General features: G+C 42.6%; 1 protein-coding gene. It reads right to left on the reverse strand.

Translation table 11 applies throughout. The annotated features are described in order from the left end of the window. The coding region (locus V2H77_RS23500; RefSeq protein ID WP_341497193.1) for a type VI secretion system baseplate subunit TssF at window positions 1-627 on the reverse strand (627 nt) is incomplete at both ends.

Genomic DNA, 627 nt, shown 5'->3' on the forward strand with positions numbered 1-627 from the left:
GCCAATGTTGATGACTGTTTACTACGGCAGGAAAATCTTTTGACGCCGGCACGATATTTCTGGCCTGAATATGGCTGGGTATCTGCTCGCTTGGTATACAAATTTCCCCGATGCCCAATGTCCGTGCTTGCGCATGAAATCGGTGATATTGGCAGTAAAAGTCGCGATAGTGATGCTCTGTTATGGGTTTTGCCTGATGATCATGAAACGTAAGATTAATTTGGCTTCCACCAAATGGCGATTGTTCCCGTATATAGTTAAAAAGCAATATCTTGTCACTGGGTTCGGCAAAATGGCAGGCTGCCAGTTGCGCGCTATCGATAAGAGGAACGCAGTGGTCAGATCCGTCGGATGTTTCCTCTGGTTCAGATTGGAGTTTAACTTTGTCAATACTAAAGATTTCATCTGCTTCTAATACATAAAGCGATTTGCCCTTTTCAAATGCAATCGGTTTTGTTTTTGTCGGAACCAGGTTGATAACCGGTACGCAGTGGGGGATAAATGCGGGTGTAATATCCTCTATGGGAATGTTACAGTCAAATTCTAGGATAATGGTAAATTGCTTATCCTCTCCCAAAGGAAGTTCAGTGATTTCCTCCGATAAATCAAATGACATAAAGTCATTAA

Source organism: Photorhabdus sp. P32, assembly GCF_038085095.1.
Taxonomy (GTDB): Bacteria; Pseudomonadota; Gammaproteobacteria; order Enterobacterales; family Enterobacteriaceae; genus Photorhabdus; species Photorhabdus luminescens.